We start from the raw sequence: 23875 nt of genomic DNA, 5'->3' as shown, positions 1-23875 counted from the left end.
GCGGCATGGTACGCGCGCAGCGCTGGAAGGGCGCCGGGTTCACGGCGCCCTTCCTGCTCGGTTTCGTCTTCCTGTACGTGGTCCCGATCGGCTACGCCGTCGAACGCAGCCTGTTCACCGTCCGGCAGTCCGGGCTGGGGCTGAGCGGCGGCACGACGCGGTTCGCGGGCCTGCACAACTACCAGCGCGGGCTGTCCGACTCGACGTTCCTCGGCGCGGTGTGGCGGGTCTTCCTCTTCGCCTGTGTGCAGATTCCCGCGATGCTCGTCATCAGCCTGCTGCTCGCCCTGCTCCTCGACTACCTGGCCGGTCGTGTTGCCAACCGATTCCGGGTCGCGCTGCTGGTCCCGTACATGATCCCGGGCGTGGTCGCGGCGATCGTCTGGGTCAACCTCTACAGCCCGAACGTCGGCCCGCTCACCGCCCTGGGCAAGGTCTTCGGCTGGTCGTGGAACTTCTTCGCCCCGAGCATGGTCTGGCCCTCCATCGGCAACCTGCTCACCTGGCACGGCATCGGCTACAACATGTTGATCATCTACGCCGCGCTGCAGAGCGTGCCGCGCGAGTTGTTCGACGCCGCCCGCGTCGACGGAGCGTCCGAGCTGCGGATCGCGCTGCGCATCAAGGTGCCGTACGTCCGCGGCGCCCTGGTGCTCACCGGCATGATCTCCATCATCGGCATGCTGCAGATCTTCAACGAGCCGATGCTGTTCCGGCACGTCACCCCGCAGACCGTCACCGACAGCTTCACCCCGATCATGGTCATTTACAACCAGGCGTTCAACGCCGGCGACTACAACTACGCCGCCGCCCTGTCGGTGCTGCTGGCCGTCCTGCTGGGCGCCGCGTCATACGTCTTCTACCGGCTCACCACGCGGGAGGGCACATGACAGCGGTGTCCGACGACACCCCGAAGGCCGAGCCGCGGCCCGCTCACGCCGCGGTCCGGCGTCGTACCCGCCCCGACAACGTGAGCCCGGCGGCCCGCCGCGCCGGTCACCGTTTCGTCCTGCTCGGACTGGTCCTGTTCGCCCTGTACAGCCTGTTCCCCGTCTACTGGCTGCTGGTGGCCGCCACCAAGGATCAGGCGGGCCTCTACCAGACGAACGGGCTGTGGTTCTCGGGCATGCACCTGTGGCAGAACATCCGCCAGGTGTTCGGCTACGACGGCGGCATCTTCTGGCGCTGGATCGCCAACTCGTTCCTGTACGCCGGGGTCGGCTCCCTCGGCGGCACGCTGGTCGCGCTCGCCGCCGGCTACGGACTGGCCCGGTTCGACTTCCCGGGTCGCAAGGTCGTCTTCGCCTGCGTCGTGGGCTCGTTCCTGGTCCCCACCGCGCTGCTCACTCTTCCGCTCTACCTGTTCTTCTCTTCCCTCGGGCTGGTGGACACCCCCTGGGCGATGCTGATCCCCTGCCTGATCAACCCGTTCAGCGTCTACCTCGCCAAGGTCTACACCGAGTCGGCGGTCCCGTACGAGTTGCTCGAGGCCGCCCGCCTGGACGGCGCGGGAGAGCTGCGGATCTTCGTCAGCATCGTGCTGCGGCTGATGACCACCGGCGGCGCCACCGTGTTCCTGCTCGCCTTCGTGAACACCTGGAACAGCTTCTTCCTGCCGCTGACCGTGCTGCGCAGCCAGAACAACTGGACGCTCGCCCTGGGCCTGTACAACTGGAGCGGCAAGCGCGCCGAGACCGGCGTCGACCTCACCAGCCTGGTCCTGACCGGATGCCTGCTGTCCATCATTCCGATGGCCGTGATGATGGTGGCGATGCGCCGCTACTGGCGCTCCGGCGTGACCTTGGGAAGCCTGAAGTGACCGCGCGGCCCTCCGGCGCAGGGCACCGGAGGGCCGCTTTTCACAACGTGCGCAGTTCGAAGAGGTCGAAGTCGGCGGGGGTCCGGGTGCCACCGAGATCCTGGGCGCACACGCCCACGTGGGCGCCGGTGAAGCGGAGCCGCTCGCCGTAGTCGTCGGAGAGCCTGCTCGCGTCGAGGACCGGGCCCACCGGCCGCCAGTCGTCTCCGTCCGGAGAGGCGGAGAAGCGCAGTTCGGCGCCGTCGAAACGGGCGCGCAGGTGGACCAGCGGCCAGTCGGCGATCTCGATGTCGTCGTCGGGGAGTTCGCGGTAGACCCCGTCGTCGGTGAGGACGATCCCGAGGACGCGTCCGCGCCCCTCGGCGTGGGTCACCCGAAGGTAGTAGTGCGTGGTGGTGTCGTACCAGCAGATCAAGCCCGCCAGCTGGGAGAAACGCGAGGGACGGAAGTCCATCACCGTCCGGGCCTCGCAGCGCACGGCGGTGAGGGGCGTGGCGACGAGGCTCTGGTCGAACAGCGAATGGAGGCTCTGCCTGCCACGCAGACGCAGCCAGCCAGGGCGTTCGGTGAGGCTCAGCCAGGACGCGTCAGGGGGCACCCGAAGCGTGCTCCATGTCGGGTCCAGCTCAGGAGAGTCGAAGTCGTCGCGACTCGGCCGCGCCGACGGTGGCGCGACGGGCGCCGAGCATGGTGCCGGGACCTCCAGCCGCGGCGTGCTGCCGCCGTCGGCGAGCCGCAGCCAGCCGTCGCTCGTCCACTCCACCCGTTGCAGACAGGTCTCACGCCCGAGGATGCAGCGGGGCCCGTCGGGAGTGGCGACGGGCCGGGAGGCCAGGTGCGCGAGATACCACTCGCCGTCGGCGGTCTCCACGAGCTCGCCGTGCCCGGCCTTCTGCAGGGGGAAGCCGGGGGAATCGCGGGTGGTCAGCAGGGAGCCACCCGGGTCGATCTCGTACGGACCTGTCAGGGAGCGGGAGCGGGCCATCAGAACGCCGTGGTTCCAGCCGGTGCCGCCTTCGGCGAGCATCAGGTAGTACCGGCCGTCCCGGCGGTAGAGGTTGGGCCCCTCGATGAGCTCGTCGTGCCGCAGGATGTTGACCGGCTCCCCGACCAGGGCCCGTTCGCCGTGGTCGTACTCCTGGAGGACGATCCCCGCGAAGGACGGGTGCCCCGCACGGTGATCCCACTGCTGGTTCACCAGCCATGTGCGGCCGTCGTCGTCGTGGAACAGTGACGGGTCGAAGCCGGAGGAGTTGAGGAAGATCGGCTCCGACCACGGGCCGCCGATCGCGGGTGCGGTGATCAGGAAGTTGTCGACGTCCTTGAACGGGGAGCCGACGGTCCGCACGATGCTGTAGACCAGCCAGAACCGGTCGTCGTGGTACGAGAGAGAAGGCGCCCAGACCCCGGCGGAATCCGCCACGCCGCGCAGGTCGAGCAGATCGGGTCGGTCGAGGATGTGGCCGGCGGCCTCCCAGCGGACGAGGTCGGCCGAGCGGTGGACCATCACGCCCGGATACCACTCGAAGGTGGACGTCGCGAGGAAGTACTCCGCGCCGACGCGCACGATGCTCGGGTCCGGATGGAAGCCGGGCAGTACCGGGTTGTGCGTCCAGCCCGTCATCGTGATCCTTCCGTACACGCCGGCCACCGATGGGACCGGCCGTCTCCGGGTTCTGATGGGGACGAGGGACCTGTGGTCAGCTCCGCGCGGGGCCGACGGAGTCGCGGATGACGATGTGGGTCCCCATCTTCAGGTACTGACCGCCGCCGTGCTCGCTCCGGTTGAGGGCCATCCGGACCGCGGCGCGACCGAGCTCCTCGTGAGGGACGTGCACGGTGGTCAGCGCCGGGAAGAGATCTTCGGCGAGGGGGATGTCGTCGAAGCCGACCACGGAGACGTCGTCCGGAACGCGGACTCCCGCCTCGCGCAGCGCGAACAGCACGCCGGCGGCCACCATGTCGGTCATGGCGAAGATGGCGCTGAACTCGGCCTTCCGGTCGAGGAGGTCACGTGTCGCGCGGTATCCGAACTCGCGGGCGAAGGGACCCTTGACCATCAGGCCCGGGTCGACGGGAAGCCCGCGGCCGCGCAGCGCGCGCTCATAGCCGTGGATGCGCCCGGTCGAGGTCGGCAGGCCGTCGACCGTCCCGAGCAGCGCGATGCGTTCGTGACCGGCCGACAGCAGGTAGCTGGTCATCGCGAACGCGCCGCCCTCGTTGTCGTACTCGACCACGGTCTGCGGGACGTCCCCGTTCAGCGCCGGCCGTCCGCACAGGACCAGGCGGGAACCGCTCCCGTCCAGGGCGTGGGCGAGCTTGGCCATGCGGTCCTGGTACTCCGGTGTCTCCGGGACACCGCCGACCAGGATCACCGCCTCGGCGCGCTGCTCTCGCATCAAGTTGATCAGCGCGAGCTCGCGATCGGGGTCGCCGTGGGTCGTGCAGACGAGGCACAGCCTGCCCTCGGCGGTGGCCTGCTCCTCCACGCCGCGGGCGATGTGCGCGAAGAACGGCCCGGTGACGTCGTTCACGACGAAGGCGACGGTGTTGGACGTGGCGGCGACGAGCGCGCGGGCGTTGGCGTTGACGACATAGTCGAGCTCACGCATCGCCCGCCGTACGCGGGCCCGGGTGGCCGCGGCGACCGGGTAGGTGCCGCCGATGACCCGGGACACGGTCGCCGGGGACACCCCCGCGCGAGCGGCCACCTCTTTGATCGTGCGGCGTTGGAGCGATGCACCGTCGGCGGCCGAGCGTCTCGCCATCGATCCTCCCGCCTGTCGACCTGTCCAGGTCATGCTATTGGTTCCACCCGCCCATGGCGGGCGGGTGTCCCGGACGGTCATGCGACGCGGATGATCATGCCACGCGGTCCAGATCGGTCTGGTTCACCTGGTGGACGAGCGGCCGCCCGTCCGTCAGTCGTTCCAGCTCTTCGACCGCGCTCCGTCCCAGCCGTTCCAGCTCGTTGCCCATCGAGCCCGCGATGTGCGGGGTCAGGAAGACGTTGGACAGCCGGAACAGGGGTGAGTCGGCGGGCGGCGGCTCGGGGTCGGTCACGTCGAGGACCGCGCTGATCCGGCCGTCGACCAGCTCGGCGATCAGCGCGTCATGGTCGACGAGGGCTCCCCGCGCGGTGTTGATCAACACGCTCCCGTCCGGGATCAGCGCCAGGCGGCGCCGGTTCAGCAGTCCGCGGGTCTGTGGGATGTCCGGAGCGTGCACGCTGATGATCGTGCTGGTGCGCAGCAGTTCGTCCAGCGGCAGGAGCTCCGCGCCGAGGCGGCGGGCCTCGGCGGCGTCCAGGTAGGGATCCGCGAGTGTCAGGGTCAGGTCGTACGGCCGGAGCAGTTCGAGCACGCGGCGGCCGACCCGGGATGCCCCGATCAGGCCGACCCGGCGCCCGTAGTTTCCTACCGCGGGGTCGTCTTCGGGACGGCGGTATGCGGGGTCGGCGCGGTAGCGCTCCCGAGCCTCGAACACGCCCTTGCCGGCCATCAGGACCGCGGCCACGGTGTACTCGGCCACCGGCAGGGCGTTGGCCTGCGCCGCGCTGGAGACGAGGAGCCCGCGCTCCCAGCAGGCGTCGCCGACCAGGTGGCGCACGCTCCCGGCGGCATGCACCACGGCACGCAGCCGCGGGGCGGCCGCGAGGACGGCGTCGTCCAGCCCGGGAGAGCCCCATCCGGTGATCAGGATCTCGGCCTGGGCGAGGGCCTGGGCGATCTCCGGCTGATCGAACCGCTGAGCCACGAGTGAGGTGTCGATGTCCACCAGCTTCTCGAGGCGGCTCATGAGAGGCGCCGGGAAGAGCTGGGACACATACTGCGCGCGCATGGCGAACAGCGCTTTCGGCCGGTCGGCCATAGACCAACTCCCCATGATCTGATAGAAAACGATTTCTATCGTAGGACAGCCCATCCGAAGGGTCAACCACCGATCAACCGACCCGGCGGAACGCCGATCGTGACGCGTAGGAGCAGCTCATGACGGCATCGCGAAACCCTCGCGAAACATCGGCGCAACGTCTTCGCCATCAACCCCTTGTGGCGTCGCCCGGGTAGTCGTACATTCCGCAGTAAGCGTTTTCTATCGTCAGCTTCCTTCCCCGCCCGAGGCGGGCTCCCCCCCAGAGGTATCTGATGAACGCCTACATGTCCCGTCGTACGGCCCTGCGGACCGCGGGCGCCGCGGTCCTGGCGGGCCATCTCGCCGGCACTCCGGGCACCGCACGAGCGGCGGACGACGAGGCGGACGCCTCACTGGTCACCTACCCCGTTCCGAACGGGGCGCCGGTCAACGACAGCTTCGTCGTGAAGGTCCGCACACCACGGGGCCGCCGGCGCACGCTGGGCGTGTACCTGGCGACGCTCAACCTGATCAACACCACCACCGGCACCGGGCAGACGCAGAACTCCTCCATGGCGTACTTCGACTTCACCGGCTCCGTGGAGGTCTCGGTCACCTACACCAAGGGCCGCATCCACAGCGCGCGGATCCGGCCGGACTCCTACGGCATCCAGCCCAGGGTGCACGGCGACACGCTGACGTTCACCCTGACCGAGCCGCGCAACGTCGTCATCCAGGTCAACGACGACATCTTCGACTGCGTCCACCTGCTGACGAACACGGTCGAGACCGACGTTCCCCACCCCGACGACCCGAACGTCATCTACTTCGGCCCCGGCGTGCACACCACGGCCGACGGCACCGTGACCGTCCCGAGCGGCTCGACGGTCTACCTCGCCGGCGGCGCCGTGCTGAAGTCGCGGGTGGTGTTCTCGAACGTCCAGAACGCCAGGCTGATCGGGCGCGGCGTCATCTGGGCGGCGCCCGGGGGCGGCGTGACCGCCGAATACTCCTCCGACATCACCATCGACGGCGTCACCATGCTGGATCCGAACGGCTACGCCGTCACCGCCGGTCAGGTCACCGGGCTGACGATCCGGAACCTGCGGGCGTTCAGCGCCAAGGGCAACGGGGACGGAATCGACCTGTTCAGCTGCAAGAACGCCGTGATCGACGGTGTCTTCATGCGCAACGCCGACGACTGCGTCGCCATCTACAACCACCGCTGGAACTACTACGGCGACAGCAGCGACATCACCGTCAAGAACTCCACGCTCTGGGCCGACGTCGCCCACCCGATCAACGTCGGCACGCACGGCAACTCCGACAGCCCCGAGACGCTGTCCGGTCTGACCTTCAGCAACATCGACATCCTCGACCACCGCGAGCCGCAGATGCTCTACCAGGGCTGCATCGCCCTCAACCCCGGCGACAGCAACCTGATCAAGAACGTGCGGTGCGAGGACATCCGCGTCGAGGACTTCCGCCAGGGCCAGCTGATCAACATGCGGATCATGTACAACACGAAGTACAACACCTCGCCGGGGCGCGGCATCGAGTCGGTGTACATCAAGAACCTCCGCTACACCGGCACGCACGCCAACCCGTCAGTGCTGGTCGGCTACGACGACGAACACCTCATCAAGGACGTCACCTTCGAGAATCTCGTCGTCAACGGCACGGTGATCGCCGACAGCATGAAGAAGCCCAGCTGGTACCTGACGTCGGACTTCGTGCCGATGTACGCCAACGAGCACGTGACGGGCCTGAGGTTCATCACCACGGCCGAAGCCCAGGCGGCCCGCTCATGACCCGTGCGCTGAGCCGCCGCGGATTCCTCGGCGCGGCCTCCTCCGCGGCACTCGCGGCCGCCGTCCCGCTCCTTCCGCCGGCGCGGGCATGGGCGGACGAACGCGTCACGGGGACGCCGTTCGCCTTCACCCACCCGGGGCTCCTGCACCGGCAGGGCGACCTGGACCGCATGAAGGCGGCCGTCGAGGCCCGGCAGGACCCCGTCCACTCCGGCTTTCAGTCGCTGGCCGCGCATCCCCGCTCGTCCGCCGGCTACACCGTGCAGAACACGGGACAGATCACTTCCTGGGGCCGCGGCCCGACGAACCACATGAACGAGGCGGCCGCCGACTCCGCCGCGGCCTACCAGAACGCGCTGATGTGGTGCGTCACCGGTGAGCGGGCCCACGCGGACAAGGCACGCGACATCCTCAACGCCTGGTCGACGTCGCTGCAGGCCGTCACCGGAGCGGACGGTCAGCTCGGCGCCGGCCTGCAGGGCTTCAAGTTCGTCAACGCGGCGGAGCTGCTGCGGCACAGCGGCTACGACGGCTGGGAACCGGCGGACATCGCCCGATGCGAGAGGTCGTTCCTCGACGTCTGGTACCGGGCCGTGTCCGGCTACATGCTCTACGCCAACGGCAACTGGGACCTGACGGCCATGCAGACGATCCTCGCCATCGGCGTCTTCTGCGAGGACCGCACCCTGTTCGAGGACGCACTGCGCTTCGCCGCCGCCGGAGCGGGCAACGGCAGCGTGCCCCACCGCATCGTCACCGCCGACGGCCAGGGCCAGGAGAGCGGCCGCGACCAGGGGCACGAGCAGCTGGCCGTCGGTCTGCTGGCCGACGTCGCCCAGGTCGCCTGGAACCAGGGCGTCGACCTGTACGGGTACATGGGCGACCGGATCCTGGCGAACGTCGAGTACGCCGCGCGCTACAACCTCGGCCACGACGTGCCCTTCGTCCCGGACCTGGACCGGACCGGCAAGTACGTCAAGCAGTCCGTTTCAGCGACCTCGCGCGGCAACCTCCCGCCGATCTATGAGATGGCCTACGCGCACTACCACGGTGTCCGTGGCCTGCCCACGCCGTACACCGAACAGGTGGTCTTCCGCGGCCCTGGCGGCGCCCGCGTGGTGGAGGGCAGCAACGACGACCTGCCGAGCTGGGGCACCCTGACGTACGCGGGCACGGCCGCGCCGGCGCCGCCCGCAGCCCCGCCGGCCGCGCCCGCCGGGCTGCACGCCGTACCCGCGGACGGCACGGTCACGATCTCCTGGCTCGCCGCCGCGTGGGCGGACACCTACACGGTGCTGCGTGCCACCGCCCCGGGCGGACCCTACGAGCGGATCGCCGACGGGGTCGCGTCGACGTCGTACACCGACCGGCCGCCGCACCGCGGCCGGACGTACCACTACGCGGTTTCCGCGGCGAACGCCTACGGGCGTGGCGCTGCCTCGGCCGTGATCGCCGCCTGCGCCGGGCTGCCGGGACCGTGGACCGGCCGGGACGTCGGTGACGTCCGAACGCCGGGCGGCGCCGCCTTCGACGGCGAGCGATTCACCCTGGAGGCGGGCGGCGCGGACATCGGCGGCACGGCCGACGCCTTCCACCTCGTCCATCTGCCGCTGCGCGGCGACGGCGTCGTCACGGCACGAGTCGTGTGGCCGCTGAGCTCGCAGTACTCCAAGGTGGGCGTGACGATGCGCGGCGCGCTGACGGCGGACGCGCCGCACGCCTCGATGCTGATCCAAGGGCTTCCGCTCAGCACCTGGAGCGGCGTGTGGACCACCCGGACCTCGGCCGGCGGCGCGACCTCGGCCACCGGCAGCACGCCGGTGCCGCCGTCGCAGCAGCAGGCCATCACGACCGCGGCCGCCTTCCCGCTCTCGAACCTCGGCACGCTCCCGGACTCCGCGACGCCGCTGGCGGCGCCGTACGTGGAGGCGGCGGGCGACGGCTACCGGATGCGCATGCCGTACTGGGTGCGGCTGGAACGCAGGGGGCGCCGCCTCGTCGGATCGATCTCCCCGGACGGTACGGAGTGGACCGAGGTGGGCTCCACCGAGATCGACCTGGGCCCCGAGGTCCACGCCGGCCTGGTGCTCTGCTCCTGCCTCGGCATCGACGCACCGTACGCCGAGACCGGAACGGCCGCGTTCGACAACGTCACGGTGACCGCCCGCGGCGAGGGCGGCTGGACGACGCCTCCTCCCACCCGGACCGCCACCGACCAGCGGGCCGAGTCCGGACGCAGCGCGATCGAGTTGACCTGGAGCGACCCGGATCTGTCCGCGACGTACGCGGTGCTGCGCTCGACCAGCGCGAGCGGCCCCTACGCGCGGATCGCCACCGGCGTGCGACCCGTCGGCTTCGGCACCCGCATCCGGCACATCGACGCCACCGGGACGCCGGGAAGGACGTATCACTACGTCGTCGCCAAGACGAGCGCCGGCGGCCGGGGGCCGCGTTCGGCATCGGTGAGCGCGGTCATGCCGTCCCCGCCGGCACCCGTGATCACCAGCCCGGCCGCCGCGTACGCCGACCAGGGTGAGCCATTCCAGTACCTGATCAGAGCCTCGTCCGACCCGGTGCGGTTCTCCGCCCGCGGCCTGCCCGAGGGGCTCCGCCTGGACCACCGCACCGGTCTGATCGCGGGGAGGCCCGCCGAGACGGGCCGGTTCACGGTCGCCGTGACGGCGGCCAACGCCACCACGTCCGCCTCCGCCTCCCTTGCCCTCACCGTCGGCACGCCGCCACCCGCCCCCTGGACGTACGGCGATGTCGGCGATGTCGTCCTCGACGAACGGCTGTTGGGCACCTTTGGCGTCGCCGCCGTCCGCGCTCCGGGCGTCACAAGTCATGACGGCGGCGCCTTCACCGTGCGCGGCGCCGGTCCCGACCTCAACGTCAACGGCCAAGGCTGGACCGGCCAGTTCGCCCGCGTTCCCGTCACCGGCGACCGTACGATCACCGCCCGCGTCGTCTCCCGCGCGGGGGCGGTGACGGCCGACCGGGTGGGCCTGCTCATGGCCAAGTCCCTCTCGCCGTTCGACCAGGCGGCCGGAGCCATCGTGGCCGGCACGGGCAGCGCCGCCGCCGGGACGCCGCAGCTCCTGCTGCGCAAGACCGTCGCCGGCGGAGGCACCACGCTCGCGAGCGGCGCCGCGGTCCCGCTCCCCCTCTGGCTGCGCCTGACACGAAGCGGCACCACCTTCACCGCGGACTTCTCCTCCGACGGCGAGACCTGGACGCCCATCGGCCAGGGCACCATTCCCGCCTTCGGCGACGCGCCCTACTACGCCGGCCTCGTGGTCTGCTCCCGCGACCCGGACGCCCTGACCACGACGCTCTTCGACCACGTGAGCGTCACACAGACCACCTCCTGACCGGAAACCCCGCCCAGGGAAGGAGTTCCATCACAATGAGCCGCAGGAACACGCACGGGATGAGCCGACGCGACCTGCTCCGCGTGGCCGGAGGCGTCGCCGCGGCGAGCGCCGTCGGCGGCAGCGCGGCGCTCACCGCCGGCAGCGCGAACGCCGCGCCCGCCACCTTCACCCACCCCGGCATGCTGCACAACTGGGGTGACATCAACCGCGCCAAGGTGCGGGTGAAAGCCGGAGACGACCCGTGGCTGTCGGGCTGGAACAGGCTGATCGCCAACTCGCACTCCGCCAGCACCTGGAAGCCCAACCCGCAGGCCACCATCATCCGCGGCGGCACCGGCCAGAACTACGGCACCCTCTACAACGACATCGCCGCCGCGTACCAGAACGCGCTGCGCTGGAACGTCGCGGGAACCACCGCCAACGGCGACTGCGCGCGCGACATCCTCAACGCCTGGTCCGCCACCCTCACCACCGTCACCGGCAACGCCGACCGGTTCCTCGCCGCCGGGATCTACGGCTGGCAGTTCGCCAACGCCGCCGAGCTGATGCGCGGCTACAGCGGCTTCGACCTCGCCCGGTTCCAGAAGATGATGGTCAACGTCTTCTACCCGCTCAACAACCAGTTCCTCACCAAGCACAACGACGCGTGCATCACCAACTACTGGGCCAACTGGGATCTGTGCAACATGGCCTCCATCCTGGCCATCGGCATCCTCAACGACGACGCGGCAAAGTTCGACCAGGCCGTCAACTACTTCAAGACCGGCGCGGGGAACGGCTCCATCGCCCACGCCGTGCCCTTCCTCTACTCCAACGTGAACGGGAACGACCTCGGCCAGTGGCAGGAGTCGGGCCGCGACCAGGGCCACACCATGATGGGCATGGGCCAGATGGGCGCCATCTGCGAGATGGCCTGGAACCAGGGCACCGACCTGTACGGCTACGACGGCCGGCGCTTCATGAAGGCCGCCCAGTACGTCGCCAAGTACAACACCGGCAACGACGTGCCGTTCACCACCTACACCTGGGGCAGCGGCACCAACTGCTCGCAGCAGTCGCAGACCGTGATCTCCTCCGCCTCGCGCGGGCAGGTGCGACCGGTGTGGGACATGATCTACTACCACTACGCCCGTCGCCTCTACCTGGACGTCCCCTACATCGGTGCCATCGCCGGGAACGGACGCCCCGAAGGCGGAGGCGGCGACTACGGCTCCGACAGCGGCGGCTACGACCAACTCGGCTTCGGCACCCTGATGTACGCCAAGTGAGCGATCCCCCGGCGCGGGCGTCCCGGGTCCGGCGCCCGGCCGGGGCGTCCTCACCGGGTCAGGGCGGTAGCCGGCAGGGCGCGGAGCCTGCTGACCGGAGAGAGAATGAGGCCGATCACGACGGTGGCCGAGCCGATAGCGGCGATCGTCAGCGCGTGTTCGGCTCCGAGCCGACCTGACAGGAGCCCGGCGGCCAGACCGCCGAGTGCCCCGCCGCCGAACAGGAGGGTGCGGAAGACCGCGGTCATGCGGCCCATCATCGGCTGCGGCGTGAGGGTCTGGCGAAGGCTGACAATGATCACGTTCGCGATTCCCAGGCCAAGGTAGGTGGTGAAGAACGACAGGACGAACATGCTGATCATCAGCGGCTTCGGCCCTGCGGCGATGACGATCAGCGTCGGGCCGAGCAGGAGGGCGGACTGGGCGACCAGGTAGACCAGGCCGAGCCTGAAGCGCCTGATCACCCGGCCGGAGATCGCCGCGCCGATGAGGCCGCCGACGGAGGCGGCGGCGAAGATGCCGCCGAGGACCGCCGGGGAGAGGCCGAGGTCGCGGCCGCCGTACAGCAGGAACATGGTCCAGACGGCGATCATGGAGAAGTTGCAGCAGAACCCGACCAGCGCGAGCGCACGGAGGATGCGGTCTCCCACCACCCAGTGCAGGCCGTCACGCAGTTCGGCGAGCACGTGCCGCCTGGCCGCGGGATCAGGGGGCGGCTCGGCGGTACGGATGAGCAGCAACGACGCTACCGATGCCGCGTAGGAGAGGGCATCGACGACCAGCGCCACCGGTGCGGTGAGCGCCGACACCAGTAGCCCGGCCATTCCCGGGCCGGCCACGTCCGCCGAGGAGGAGCTGATGCTCATCTTCGCGGTGGCCTCGACATAGTGCTCGGGGCTTCGCACGAGTGCCGGGACGTACGACATCCAGCTCACGTCGAACACCACTGACGCGATGCCGACCGCACATGCGATGACCAGCAGTGTGCCCATGTTCAGCGCATGCGCCGCGTACAAGATGGGGACGAGGGCGATGAGGGTCATGCGGGCGACGTTGGCGGCGAGCATCGCCCGCCGTCGCCGTACGCGGTCGGCCCATACTCCGATGACCAGCGCGAGCCCCAGATAGGGCACGAGTTGGAGGAATCGCAGGAGGCCGACCTGTTCGTCGCTGGCGTGGAATGCCCGGATGGCCGTCAGCGGCAGTGCGAGGTTGGTCACCTGGGTGCCGAGCAGGGAGACGGTCTCGCCGAGCCAGAACGTGCGGAAGTCGCGGTTGCTCCACAGTCCCGTGCGCGGTGACGGCAGGGTGGCCGCGGAATCGGCCGGGGACGGGCGGCCCATCAGGCGCTGCCGCGGCGGGCGAGTTCGGCGACGGTGTCGGCGACGGCGTCGACTTCTTCCTCGGTGTTGTAGTAGTGCGGAGACAGGCGCAGACACCAGTCCACATCCTTGTCGCCGAAGTCGAACTGGGCGAACTCCCGGAAGCTCAACGCCGAGTTGACACCCCGCGCGTCCATCGCCTCCTTGAACAGGTGCGGCTCCCACCCGGCGATCTCGAAGGTGACCAGGGCGGCCAGGTCCAGGCCCCGGTCGAGAGTCCGGACTCCGGGGATCCGGGCGAGCCGTTCGCGCAGCCGATCCGCCAGAGCGGGTGTACGGCGGGAGATCGGCTCCAGGCCCACCCGCAAGGCGTAACGCACGGCCGCCGCGCAGCCGAGCACGGTCGCGTACGGGAACTCCCATTCCTCGAACCGTGCCGCCGTATCGACCGGCCGGTATTCGCCGGGCGCGACCCAGCGTGCGCCGTACATGTCGATGAAGAGCGGCTCGTATCCCTCGCGCAGGACCCGGTCGGAGACGTACAGGAAGCCGGAGCCGCGCGGGCCCCGGAGGAACTTGCGGCAGGTCGCGGTGAGCAGGTCGCAGCCGATCTCGGCCACGTCGATCTCGTACTGCCCGACGGACTGGCACGCGTCCACCAGATACAGCAGGTCGAGCTCGCGGCAGTGGCGGCCGAGCTGCGCTACCGGCTGTACGAGCCCGGAGTTGGTGGGGACGTGCGTCGCCGCCACCAATCGCGGGCGTCGCTTCCGCATGAGAGCCGCCATCGCCTCGACGTCGACGCCGCTGCCGTCCGCGTGGTCGGGAGCATGGACCACCTCGACGCCGAACCGCTTGCGCAGGGCAAGGAACGCGATCTGGTTGGAGATGAAGTCATTGCGCGTGGTGAGGATGACGTCGCCGGTCCGGAACTCGATCGCCGAGAGCGCTTTGGTGTACGCGTGCGTAGCGCTTCCAGAAAATGCGATGTTCCGAGGATCGGCCCCCAGCAGGTCGGCGATCGCCGCGTAGAAGTCGGCGACCCGGTCCGCCTGAGCAGCCGACGCCTCGTAACCGCCGATAGCCGCCTCAAGGCTCAGGTGGTCGCGCATCACCTCAAGCACCGAATCGACCAGGAGGCCGCAACCGGCGTTGTTGAAGTGGATGACCGATTCACAGCCGGGGGTGTCGGCCCGCAGGGCGGCGATGTCGAGAAGCGGTTCCCGATCATTGTTAGAAGCACTACCATTGATCTTCATGTCCGACGGTAGCAGTTCGGAAGAACTGGCGGCCATCCTGCGTGCCGAGATCGCCGCGTTCGCTCCCGGCGACCGGCTGCCCAGCAGCCGCGACCTGACCAAGCGCCATGCGGTCGGTCCGGCCACGGTGGCGCGCGCGATCGCGTTGCTGGCCGCCGAGGGCACCGTGGTGACCCGCCCCGGCAGCGGCACCTATGTGGCCGCACGCCGGCCCCAGGCGAACACGCGACCCGCGGACACTTCGTGGCAGGCCGTCGCGCTGGCCGGGCGCCACTTCGACCCCGGCACCCTGGACACGCCACGGGTGACCGACGGACTGATCGTCATGTCGGGCGGCTACCTGCACGAGTCACTCCAACCGACCAAGGCGCTGTCAGCCGCGCTCGCTCGCGCCGCCCGCCGCCCCGACGCGTGGCGTCGAGCGCCGGCGGCCGGCCTGGCCCCGCTCCGCACGATCTTCGCCCGATCGGCCGGGAGCGGCGTGAGCCCGCGGGATGTGCTGGTCACCAGCGGCGGCCAGGCGGCCTTGTCCATGGTGTTCCGGGCCATCGCCGCACCGGGCGGTCCGGTCCTGGTGGAGTCGCCGACCTACCCTGGCGCGCTGGCCGCCGCCCGTGCGGCCGGGCTCCAGCCCGTCCCCGTCCCCACCGACGACGACGGCATACGCCCCGACCTGCTCGCGGACGCGTTCGAGATGACCAAGGCCCGGCTGCTCTACTGCCAGCCGACCTTCCACAATCCCACTGGAGCGCTGTTGCCGCCCGGCCGCCGCCGGCAGATCGTGGACATCGCTCGCGCCGCGGGCGCCTTCCTCATCGAGGACGACTTCGCCCGCCACCTCGGTCACGGCCGCCCCGTGCCCCCTCCTCTGATCGCCGACGACAGCGACGGCACGGTCCTGTACGTCACCTCACTGACGAAACCGGCCTCGCCGAGCCTGCGTATCGGGGCCGTCATCGCACGTGGTCCCGTCATGCGACGGCTCCAGGGAATGCGGCTGGTGGACGACTTCTTCATCGCCAGGCCCTTCCAAGAGGCGGCCATCGAACTGCTCAGCACCCCGGCCTGGGACCGCCACCTGCGTGCCCTGTCCGCCGCCCTGCACGAACGCTGCACGACGCTGGCCACCGCCCTGGCCCGGCAGATACCCGACTGGACCATCACCCGGATCCCGCAAGGCGGCCTGCACCTGTGGGTCCGCCTCCCACCGGGACATACCGACACCGCCGCCGACGCGGCCCGTGCCCAGGGAGTCGCGGTCGAATCCGGCGACCGCTTCTTCCCCGCCGAGCCCTCCGGCGCCCATCTCCGCCTGAGTTTCGCCGCCACGGCAGACCTCGCCGAGCTCACCGAGGGCGTCCGCGGCCTCGCCGCCGCGGCTGACGACCTCGACCACAGACGCTGATGACTTCCGCGACTTGAGGGTCTGACATCGCCTTCCAGGTGGTCTGTCGGAAAAACTCTCAAATAGCACTTCAATGGAAGACTTGAAGGTAGGAGATCAGCCACATCTTTGATCGAGGAAGGGACGTACGCCGTGACGCAGGACGACATCGTCGAATTCGTGGCCGGCTTGCCGGGGGTGGCCGCGGAAACCGCGAGCGAGGCCACCGGAGCGCCGGAGATCGCCTGGGGCGACACGTTCTTCTACTACGACCCGGACGGCGACAGGCCCGTCGAACGGCTCCCGTTCGCGACGATCGTGATCAAGGACTACGACGGGTTCGACACGGCCTCCGACCTGAACCGCCCCGGCGTGTTCCGGCTGAACATCGCCGTCGGCCGGAAGAAGTTCGAAGAGCTCGTCGGCCACCCGCCCGCGGCGCACGCCGACCACAGAGCCGACTTCGACTACACGGTGACCGACCGGCTCCTCCCCCACCCGGTGTACGCCGCCCAGGGCTGGATCTGCGTCCTCAACCCCAGTGACGCGACCGCCGACCAGGCGCGTTCCCTTCTGAGCGAAGCGCACGCCCGGGAGGCCGAACGGCTCGACCGGCGCCGGCCGAAGCCCGGCCGGGCGTAGACCGCCCGCGCCGTACGGGAGCGGCGGTCGTTCGGGACGGGGAATCCGCACCGGCGCTCGCCGCTGACCGGCCCAGCGACGAAAGGGAATGAAAGCCGTTTACCCGGCTATTGACGTTCGCTTACCGTGACCGCTGACAGACCTGTAGCCGCGCCGGGGTCGCCGGTAACGGCCCGGTCAGAGGAGGTCGGGATGAGTGCGTACAGCCTAGGCTGCACGGCGAAGGTCCTCACGGCGCTCATCCTGTCGGCGATCACGCTCAGCGCGCCCACGCGCGTCTCCGCGGCGAACTCACTCGCCATGCTCGGCGCCGACGTGTCGAGCGCGCAGCGAGCCCTCGACCTCGGCGCGAAGTATTACGACGCGAGCGGGAACGCGAGGGACCCGCTCGACATCCTCAAGGGCCTCGGCGTGAACTACGTCCGGCTGCGGGTCTGGAACAACCCGGCCAGCGGCTACGACAACAAGGCCAAGGTGCTCGCGTACGCGAAGACGGTCAAGGCCAAGGGCCTCAGGCTGCTGATCGACTTCCACTACTCGGACACCTGGGCCGACCCGAGCCACCAGCGCAAGCCCGCGGCCTGGTCCGGTCACGCCATCAGCCAGTTGCAGACCGACGTGTACGACCACACCTACGACGTCTGCACCGCCCTCAAGGCCCAGGGCACCGCGCCGGACAGCGTGCAGATCGGCAACGAGATCAACGTCGGCATGCTGTGGGACGACGGCAAGGTGATCAACAACAACTTCACGAACCTCAGCCTGCTGCTCAAGGCGGGCTACAACGCGACGAAGGCGTGCAACGGCGGGACCAAGGTCGTCATTCACACCGCGGACGCCGACAGCGACGAGCACGCCCGCTGGTTCTACGACGGGATCACCGCCAAAGGCGTCAAGTGGGACATCACGGGCCTGTCGTACTACTGCATATGGCACGGCTCGCTGGCCAATCTTTACAACGTCATCGCCGACGTGAAGTCCCGGTACGGCAAGGATGTGGTCGTCGCCGAGACGGCGTACCCCTTCACCTCGGCGGATGCCGACGGCACGGCCAACTCCGTGACCTCGGGCTGCTCGGGCTACCCGCTGACGTGGGAGGGCCAGGCCACCAACTTCACCGACGTGCAGAACACCGCCCGTAACGCCGGCGCGATCGGCGTCTTCTACTGGGAGCCGACCTGGTACGCGGTCCCCGGCAACGGCTGGGATCCGGCGAACATCCAGGGCAGCGGGGACGGCTGGGACAACATGGCCGTCTTCGACTGGACCGGCCACGTGAACCCGAACGTCCGCTGGACCCCGTAGCCGGGGACCACGCCCGTTCCACACCGGAGCGGGCGCCTTCGTCATCCTCGGGACCCGACGGGGACGGCCTCTCCTCACCCGCGCGTCATATCGCCGCCACGGCCTTCAGGTCATGATCAGCCTGCCCTGGTACCCCAGAGAAAGGCGTGGCCCGTGATGAGGAAGTCGTTGATTGCGACATTCGTGGCCGCGGTGGTGGTGTGCTCCGGTGCGGGTGCGGCCACCGCGTCCGCCGAGGACGGACCGCTTTACACGAGTACGACGCGGGTCGCGCCCGGAGTGGTGTTCCGGACGTTCCAGACGAACAGCGCAGGCGGGCTGGTCATCGGTGACCTGCTCGAGGTCGACCTGCACGACCCGCACGTACGGGTCGGGTTGCTCCATCCCCCGGCGATCGCCCAGCGCGAACCGGTGTCGGCCATGGCCAACGCCCAGCAGGCGGTGGCGGGGGTCAACGGCGACTTCTTCAACATCAGCGAGACCCATCCGGGGATCGTCCCGACCGGATCGTCGGTCGGACCGGAGATCGCCGACGGTCACGACCTGAAGGCGGCGGTCCCCGACGGGCAGCGGTTCGGCCCGGCACTGCCCCCGGGCACGTCGACCCAGGACGTGCTCGGAGTCGGCCGGGACCACGAGGCGCGCGTGACCAACCTGCGCCTGACCGGCTCGATCCGCACCCGCCACGGCAGGCTGCCACTGCGCGGGCTGAACCAGTACGCCCTGCCGGTCGGCGGGATCGGCGCCTTCACCGCCGACTGGGGCGCGACCTCGCGGGCCCGCGCGGTCTGCGGCACCGACGCCGTGCGAAGCGATCCGTGCAGCCTCGACGCCGCCGAGGTGACCGTACGGCGCGGCGTCGTGACCCAGATGAGCGACGTGATCGGCGCGGGCCCGATCCCGGCGGACACGACCGTGCTGGTCGGCCGGGAGGCGGGCGCCGACACCCTGCGCGGTCTCCGGCCCGGCGACCGCGTACGGGTCCGGTACGACCTCGCGGGCCGCGGACACCTGCGGTTCGCGGTCGGCGGCTTTCCGATCCTCCGCGACGGCGCACCCCTGACGGGCCTGGACGCCGTCACCCGGGCCCCGCGCACCGGTGCGGGAGTGAGCCGGAACGGCCGGCGGCTGTACCTGGTCGTCGTCGACGGCCGCCTCGCGAACAGCGCCGGCATGAGCGTCGCCGAACTGTCCGCGTTCCTGGCCCAGGTCGGCGCCGACGACGGGATGAACATGGACGGCGGCGGCTCCTCGACCTTCGCCGTACGCGGGCCGGGCGAGCCGTACGTGACCGTGCGCAACACCCCGGCGGACGGCTCGGAGCGGGCGGTCGCCAACGGCATCGGGATCTTCACCCGCCCCTGAGCGTCGGCCGGCGCCGCCGTGCCCGCCTGAGCCGGGCGCGGCGGCGCCGAGCTTCTCGGCTCCGCCGACGGTATGAAGCCGCCGGCACGGCGCGGACCGTTCACCGGCGCCGGGTCGGCGCGCGATGGAGACGGGACCCGGAGCCCCGCCGCTCCGGGTCCCGAGCCTGTCAGGCGGCGACGGCCGACGTGTAGTGACGTGCCTCGTCGCCCTCGATGACGTGACTCTCCCTGCCGTCGACGCCGACCGGAACGTCGCCCGCGACGGTCACCCGGTGCAGCGTCTCTGATCAGCTTCGGGATCCGTAGTCACATTGAATTGGGTGCTGTGACTGGGGGATCTGTCCACCCGAGGTGGGGTGGCGTGGGCGTGTAGGTGGAAACCTGCGCCCAGCGCCGCTCCTTTGGGCCGGTGCCGTGGCCGGTTCCGGCTGGTGGGGATGGTTGAGCTGATCGTGTGCACGATAGTCGTTCGCACGCCCTGGTACCGGCAGGCCGCCCGAGGCGGTCTGTGGTCCGTGTGAGCGTGTCCCTCCGGACGCTGACCCGCCGGCCTTTGGAGGCTGGGGGTGGAGGGTGCCCTGCGTCGCCTGGGCACGGGGCGTGAGGTTCGGCGCGGGGTGGGGCCGGCTTTGGACCGGTCACCCCCACTGGCCTTAAGAGTCGCGGTCGGCGTGACGACCGCACTCGCTTCGAGTTCGTCGATCACGCGGGGGATGGCCATCTGGCCGGTGGCACGGTCGACGACGATGGTTTTGGTCTGGTGGGTGAGGCCGCGGGCGGCGATGCGCCGCCATGCGCCGTGGTCGCGGTCGCCTTGCCAGCCACAGTCAGGGTCGGGGCAGATCGCCCATTTCCACCCGGGTTCGCCGGGGCGGTCGGGTGCTTTGCAGTGCCGCAGCGGCATCAGACACTGCGGGCAGTGCTTGGAAGTGTTCTTCGGTGGGACGGTGACGACGGCGATGCCGGTCTCGGCGGCCAGGTGCCGCATGTTGCCGACGATCTGTCCGCGCACGGCCTGGGAGAGGCGGGTGTTGAGGGTGCGGCCCATGCCCTTGGCCTCCATCGACCGCAGATCCTCCACATAGATCACACTCGCCCCGGCGGCGATCGCCTGGTCCACTGCCCAGCGCGCGGCCGACCAAGCGAGCGCGTCGTTCAAACCTGTACGGCGGTCGGCGACGTGCCGGCGTTCGGCCGTCAATACTGCGTGCTTGGCGACCAGGTGGTGGTCCTCCTGGCTGCCGATGAGGCGTTCGTAGGCATCGGTTTTGGCGTGCAGGTGTTCGCCGTAGCGGCGCAGCCGGTGCTGGCGGGCCATCACCCCACCGGCCCGGAACATCGCCCCGGCCCCCAACGCGGTGATGGTGCCATCGGGACGCAAACGACAAGCCCCCGCACTGAGCAGGGTGTTCAGACCCCAGTCGATGCCCAGCGCCGTCGTGTGACCCTTCGGTTCGGCTTTGGGGACGGCGCGGGAGAACGCCAGGTCGGCATACACTTTGCCACCGGCCGGCCCAGTGGTGGGCCGGAGTGTGGGCAGGTGCAGCACCGCGCCAGCGGGCACGGTGGGCGGCAGAGTGAGTGGGCAGGCGACCCAGGCCCAGTCGACATACGAGCACGGATCCGGACGGACGGGCAACTGCAGCCGCAGCAACACCCTCGCTGGGTCATCGTCGGCGCGTTCCAGGGTGGCCTGCTGCCGGTCCACTGCGGCCAAAACCAGCATTCGCGCCACGCGCGGCGTATCTTCCAGGTCGAACACATCGGCCGGAAGCCGCCCATGAGCGTCGACAAAGGCGGTGATCTGCCTGGTGCGCGCTTTGACCACGCCGGCGGGCAGGGCCCTGCCGTCGGGGATCGCCTCGCGGACGGCGTCCCATTCGGCCAGGGTGCGTTTGGCGGGGTCGGCGGGCCAGGTCGCCAGGATCCCCGCGACCATCTCGGCGCGGTGCTGCGCGCCGCGCAGGATCCGTCCGGCCTGTTCTTGAGCCATCCGCATGATCCGGTCATTGACCTTGACCCCGCCTGGGACGGTTACGCCCCAGCCCAAGCGGCGCAACGCCATCCACGCATTCGACGGCAAGACACGGCCCGCACCATCCATCCCGGTGGCCAGAACGGCCACGTCGTCGGCATTCCAGTGCCCGGCCAATAGGCTGGCGGTCATCCCAGCAACCAGGCCCGTGGCCCAGCCCACCCGCTCGGCCACCACCCGCGCCGTCAGGGCCTCTCCGGTCTTCTCATCCACCCCGCCGCGCAATAGCGCGTGGGCGGTCGCGGTCCGGGCCACCTGACCGGCGGCCAACCGAAGTTTCCGGCTCATGCGACACGAACGGACGACACGCGACCAAGCATGTACGCACAGTAGCGACCTGTATCCGCATTCCGCCCGGTGATTCGAAAATCCGAGCGAGATCATCCCGTCAAGGTGCCGACCGCCCACTGGCGACGCACGCTTTCGCCATCTTGAGCGACCACAGCAACTCGCACCCTTACCGCTTCGCAATATTTCGGATTCCTAAGGAAACCTATGAGCCTGGCGAAGGGAGATCGGCGAGATCGTCAGCCGCGACAGCGGGCGGCGGCGACACGGACCAGGTCGACGTGCCGCCGGCGGGTGAGAGCGGGCCGGACGCGCATAAACAGATGCAAACATGCCGATACCGGGCTAGTCAACCTTCCCTACCGATTTAGCAGGGAATTGATTTCCCCATCCGTGGGTAAAGATCCGCCGGGGGATCGACGGACCGGACAAAGGACCAGACATGGGCATACCCCTGCTCGGCGACATCCGCGACCAGGCCGGCGGCCTCGACCGCGACCAGCGGAACGCGTTCCTCGCGGCATTCCTCGGCTGGATGATGGACGCGTTCGACTACTTCCTTCTCGTCTTCGTCATCACCGAGGTCGCCAAGGACTTCGGCACGTCGGCGGAGAAGGTCACCGTCGCGACGACGCTGACCCTCATAGCCCGGCCGCTCGGCGCGTACCTGTTCGGGCTATGGGCGGACAAGGTCGGCCGGCGGCTCCCCCTCATGGCCGACGTCATCTTCTACTCGCTCATCGAGATGATCTCCGGGTTCTCGACCTCGCTGACGATGCTGCTCATCCTGCGCTTCCTGTACGGCATCGGCATGGGCGGCGAGTGGGGGCTGGGCGTCTCCCTGGCGATGGAGAAGATCCCGCCGGAGAAGCGCGGCTTCTACTCCGGCATGCTCCAGGTCGGCTACCCCGCGGGCTACCTGGTGGCGGCGCTCGCCTACTTCGCGATCACCCCGCTGTTCGGCTGGCGCGGCCTGTTCATCTTCGGGGCGGTGCCCGCGCTCATCGCGCTGTGGGTGCGCTACCGCGTGGGCGAGTCGGAGGTCTGGGAGCGCACCAACGCCCGGCTGCAGATGACGCGCACGCCGCTGCGCAAGGTCTTCTTCGACCGGAAGGTACTGATCCGGTTCTTCTACCTGGTGCTGCTCATGACGGCCTTCAACTTCATGAGCCACGGCACGCAGGACGTCTACCCGACCTTTTTGAAGAAGGGGCTGCACCACTCCCCGCACTACGCGGTCGGCATCGCGGTGATCTACAACATCGGCGCCATCCTCGGCGGCGTCCTCTGTGGCACGCTCTCTCAGCGTTTCGGGCGGCGCCGGGCCATCGTCGGCTCCGCCATGCTCGCGCTGCTGGTGGTGCCGTTGTTCGCCTACTCCAAGAGCACGGCGCTCCTGGCGATCAGCGCCTTCCTGATGCAGTTCTTCGTCCAGGGCGCCTGGGGCGTCATCCCCGCCCATCTCACCGAGATGTCACCCGACGCCATCCGCGGCTTCTACCCCGGCGTCACCTACCAGCTCGGCAACCTGCTCGCCGCCATCAACCTTCCGCTCCAGGAGCGCCTGGCCGACTCGCACGGGTACTCATTCGCGTTCGGGGTCGTGGTGGCGCCGACGCTCCTGGCGGTGGTCCTGCTGACCGCGTTCGGGCGCGAGGCACACGGCGTGGAGTTCGGCAGCGCTCCCACCGCACCGCCGGACACCGAGAGTCCGGTCCAGGCCCCCGTGGCCGAACCTGGTCAGGCGACGTCGTAGCGCTCGCGGGAGCGGGCGATGGCCGTGATGTTCTCCTCCGCCCACGCGCGGAGGACGTCCAGCGGGCCGATCAGGCTCCGGCCGAGGTCGGTCAGCGCGTACTCGACGCGGGGCGGCACCTCCGCGTAGACCCGGCGGCTGACGAGGCCGTCGCGTTCGAGGGCGCGAAGCGTGCGCGTGAGGACCTTCGGGGTCACCCCGCGCACGCTTTCGCGCAGCTCGGTGAACCGCAGCTCGCCCCGCGCCAGGTGCAGGATGACCAGGACGCTCCACTTGTCGCCGATCCGGTCGATCACCTGCCGGGTGGGGCAGTCCGGGTCGTCGAGATCTCCCCTGACCGCGACCGCCACCGCGTTGGTATCCATGAGGACACTATAGGTCTTCAAAGACACT

General features: G+C 69.7%; 18 protein-coding genes. 10 read left to right on the top strand and 8 right to left on the bottom strand.

What is annotated here, in order from left to right:
• The first annotated feature begins 5 nt into the window (after window positions 1–5).
• Window positions 6–890, top strand: a complete 885-nt coding sequence (locus ABEA24_RS23665; RefSeq protein WP_345433187.1) for a carbohydrate ABC transporter permease — start codon at window positions 6–8, stop codon at window positions 888–890.
• On the top strand, window positions 887–1819 hold the full coding sequence (locus tag ABEA24_RS23660; protein WP_345433186.1) for a carbohydrate ABC transporter permease: 933 nt from the start codon (window positions 887–889) through the stop codon (window positions 1817–1819). The genes ABEA24_RS23665 and ABEA24_RS23660 overlap by 4 nt, the downstream gene beginning before the upstream one ends.
• Window positions 1820–1859: 40 nt before the next feature.
• Here the strand turns inward: ABEA24_RS23660 and ABEA24_RS23655 are convergent, their stop codons facing one another.
• The 3 genes from ABEA24_RS23655 to ABEA24_RS23645 all read right to left on the bottom strand — a co-directional run bounded on the left by ABEA24_RS23655 (window position 1860) and on the right by ABEA24_RS23645 (window position 5704).
• Window positions 1860–3443 (bottom strand): glycoside hydrolase family 43 protein, encoded by a 1584-nt coding sequence (locus tag ABEA24_RS23655; protein WP_345433185.1) that lies wholly within the window; start codon window positions 3441–3443, stop codon window positions 1860–1862.
• Between the two features lie 76 nt (window positions 3444–3519).
• Window positions 3520–4587, bottom strand: coding sequence for a LacI family DNA-binding transcriptional regulator (locus tag ABEA24_RS23650; protein WP_345433184.1), 1068 nt, complete (start codon window positions 4585–4587; stop codon window positions 3520–3522).
• Between the two features lie 94 nt (window positions 4588–4681).
• A complete protein-coding gene (locus ABEA24_RS23645) occupies window positions 4682–5704 on the bottom strand; it encodes a hydroxyacid dehydrogenase (protein WP_345433183.1) in 1023 nt (340 codons plus the stop codon).
• 260 nt (window positions 5705–5964) lie between these two features.
• Between ABEA24_RS23645 and ABEA24_RS23640 the strand changes: the two genes are divergently transcribed.
• The 3 genes from ABEA24_RS23640 to ABEA24_RS23630 are packed head-to-tail and all read left to right on the top strand — an operon-like array spanning window position 5965 to window position 12124.
• Window positions 5965–7482 carry a glycosyl hydrolase family 28 protein gene (locus ABEA24_RS23640; protein ID WP_345433181.1) on the top strand — a complete coding sequence of 506 codons (1518 nt, stop codon included), beginning with the start codon at window positions 5965–5967 and terminating at the stop codon, window positions 7480–7482.
• Complete coding sequence (locus tag ABEA24_RS23635) at window positions 7479–10853, top strand: alginate lyase family protein (RefSeq protein ID WP_345433180.1); 3375 nt, start codon at window positions 7479–7481, stop codon at window positions 10851–10853. Before ABEA24_RS23640 ends, ABEA24_RS23635 begins: the two co-directional genes overlap by 4 nt.
• Before the next feature lie 35 nt (window positions 10854–10888).
• Window positions 10889–12124 (top strand): alginate lyase family protein, encoded by a 1236-nt coding sequence (locus ABEA24_RS23630; RefSeq protein WP_345433179.1) that lies wholly within the window; start codon window positions 10889–10891, stop codon window positions 12122–12124.
• A 50-nt stretch (window positions 12125–12174) separates the two neighbouring features.
• On the opposite strand, the gene ABEA24_RS23625 is transcribed toward ABEA24_RS23630, so the two are convergent.
• The gene (locus tag ABEA24_RS23625; RefSeq protein WP_345433178.1) at window positions 12175–13467 is read right to left on the bottom strand and encodes an MFS transporter; all 1293 of its coding nucleotides are present in this window, start codon (window positions 13465–13467) and stop codon (window positions 12175–12177) included.
• Window positions 13467–14705 (bottom strand): aminotransferase class V-fold PLP-dependent enzyme, encoded by a 1239-nt coding sequence (locus tag ABEA24_RS23620; RefSeq protein WP_345433177.1) that lies wholly within the window; start codon window positions 14703–14705, stop codon window positions 13467–13469. Before ABEA24_RS23620 ends, ABEA24_RS23625 begins: the two co-directional genes overlap by 1 nt.
• Here ABEA24_RS23620 and ABEA24_RS23615 point away from each other — a divergent pair.
• The 4 genes from ABEA24_RS23615 to ABEA24_RS23600 all read left to right on the top strand — a co-directional run bounded on the left by ABEA24_RS23615 (window position 14704) and on the right by ABEA24_RS23600 (window position 19401).
• On the top strand, window positions 14704–16110 hold the full coding sequence (locus ABEA24_RS23615; RefSeq protein ID WP_345433176.1) for an aminotransferase-like domain-containing protein: 1407 nt from the start codon (window positions 14704–14706) through the stop codon (window positions 16108–16110). The genes ABEA24_RS23620 and ABEA24_RS23615 overlap by 2 nt on opposite strands.
• A 132-nt stretch (window positions 16111–16242) precedes the next feature.
• Entirely contained in the window at window positions 16243–16731 is a 489-nt protein-coding gene (locus ABEA24_RS23610; protein WP_345433175.1) for a DUF6194 family protein, read from the top strand.
• A gap of 192 nt (window positions 16732–16923) precedes the next feature.
• On the top strand, window positions 16924–18036 hold the full coding sequence (locus ABEA24_RS23605) for a glycoside hydrolase family 53 protein (protein ID WP_345433174.1): 1113 nt from the start codon (window positions 16924–16926) through the stop codon (window positions 18034–18036).
• A 168-nt stretch (window positions 18037–18204) separates the two neighbouring features.
• Entirely contained in the window at window positions 18205–19401 is a 1197-nt protein-coding gene (locus tag ABEA24_RS23600; RefSeq protein ID WP_345433173.1) for a phosphodiester glycosidase family protein, read from the top strand.
• Between the two features lie 267 nt (window positions 19402–19668).
• On the opposite strand, the gene ABEA24_RS23595 is transcribed toward ABEA24_RS23600, so the two are convergent.
• The gene (locus tag ABEA24_RS23595; RefSeq protein WP_345433172.1) at window positions 19669–21726 is read right to left on the bottom strand and encodes a zinc ribbon domain-containing protein; all 2058 of its coding nucleotides are present in this window, start codon (window positions 21724–21726) and stop codon (window positions 19669–19671) included.
• 239 nt (window positions 21727–21965) lie between these two features.
• Window positions 21966–22043 (bottom strand): putative leader peptide, encoded by a 78-nt coding sequence (locus tag ABEA24_RS53645; protein ID WP_360890854.1) that lies wholly within the window; start codon window positions 22041–22043, stop codon window positions 21966–21968.
• A gap of 125 nt (window positions 22044–22168) precedes the next feature.
• On the opposite strand from ABEA24_RS53645, the gene ABEA24_RS23590 reads away from it, so the two are divergent.
• Window positions 22169–23482, top strand: a complete 1314-nt coding sequence (locus tag ABEA24_RS23590) for an MFS transporter (RefSeq protein ID WP_345433171.1) — start codon at window positions 22169–22171, stop codon at window positions 23480–23482.
• Here the strand turns inward: ABEA24_RS23590 and ABEA24_RS23585 are convergent.
• Window positions 23467–23847 carry a winged helix-turn-helix transcriptional regulator gene (locus tag ABEA24_RS23585; protein WP_345433170.1) on the bottom strand — a complete coding sequence of 127 codons (381 nt, stop codon included), beginning with the start codon at window positions 23845–23847 and terminating at the stop codon, window positions 23467–23469. The genes ABEA24_RS23590 and ABEA24_RS23585 overlap by 16 nt on opposite strands.
• Window positions 23848–23875 lie beyond the last annotated feature (28 nt).

Source organism: Actinoallomurus vinaceus (assembly GCF_039542055.1).
Classification (GTDB): Bacteria; Actinomycetota; Actinomycetes; order Streptosporangiales; family Streptosporangiaceae; genus Actinoallomurus; species Actinoallomurus vinaceus.
Note: the sequence above shows the minus strand (reverse complement) of the source record. Positions and strands in the feature narration are given on the sequence as shown.